The sequence below is a fragment of the Mesorhizobium sp. M4A.F.Ca.ET.020.02.1.1 genome (genome assembly GCF_004022645.1).
Taxonomy (GTDB): domain Bacteria; phylum Pseudomonadota; class Alphaproteobacteria; order Rhizobiales; family Rhizobiaceae; genus Mesorhizobium.
On record NZ_RZOI01001314.1, the window covers coordinates 1 to 679 of the forward strand.

Here is a 679-nt window from a genome sequence, read left to right on the forward strand (position 1 = left end):
GCCGATCCCGTCACACCCGAGCGCATCGCTGCCGCCTTGGCGAAGCTCGAGGCGCTCGCCGAGGCCACCGTCGCCGACGGTGGCGTGCCCGGTCTCGCCATCGCCGTCGTCCACGACGACAAGGTGATCTTCCTCAAGGGTTTTGGTCATCGCGAGGCCGGCAAGCCGGAGACCGTGGACGCCGACACGGTGTTCCAGATCGCTTCCCTCTCCAAGCCGGTGTCCGCCACCGTCGTGGCGGCGCTGGTCGGCGACGGCATCGTGTCCTGGGATTCGAAGATCGCCGACCTCGATCCGGCGTTCCGCCTCGCCGAAGCCTATCCGACCAGCCAACTCACCATCCGCGATCTGTTTTCGCACCGCAGCGGGCTTCCGGGCACCGCCGGCGACGACCTCGAGGACATCGGCTACGACCGTGCCGAGATACTGCACCGCCTGCGCTTCGTGCCGCCATCATCGAGCTTTCGCGCCGGCTACTCCTACAGCAATTTCGGACTGACCGAGGGTGCCGTCGCCGCCGCAATGCCGACGGGCAAATCCTGGGAGGACGTGGCCGAGGAAAAGCTCTACCGACCGCTCGGCATGGCCTCGACCAGCTCGCGTCATGCGGATTTCCTCAAGCACCCCGATCGCGCAGCACTCCACGTCAGGGTCGATGGCGCCTGGGCGGCGAAGATCG

The 679-nt window shown here is 67.3% G+C and carries 1 protein-coding gene; it reads left to right on the forward strand.

Translation table 11 applies throughout. The features are described 5' to 3' along the window. A partial coding sequence (locus tag EN742_RS36855) for a serine hydrolase domain-containing protein (RefSeq protein ID WP_148670612.1) occupies positions 1–679 on the forward strand: 679 nt, incomplete at both ends.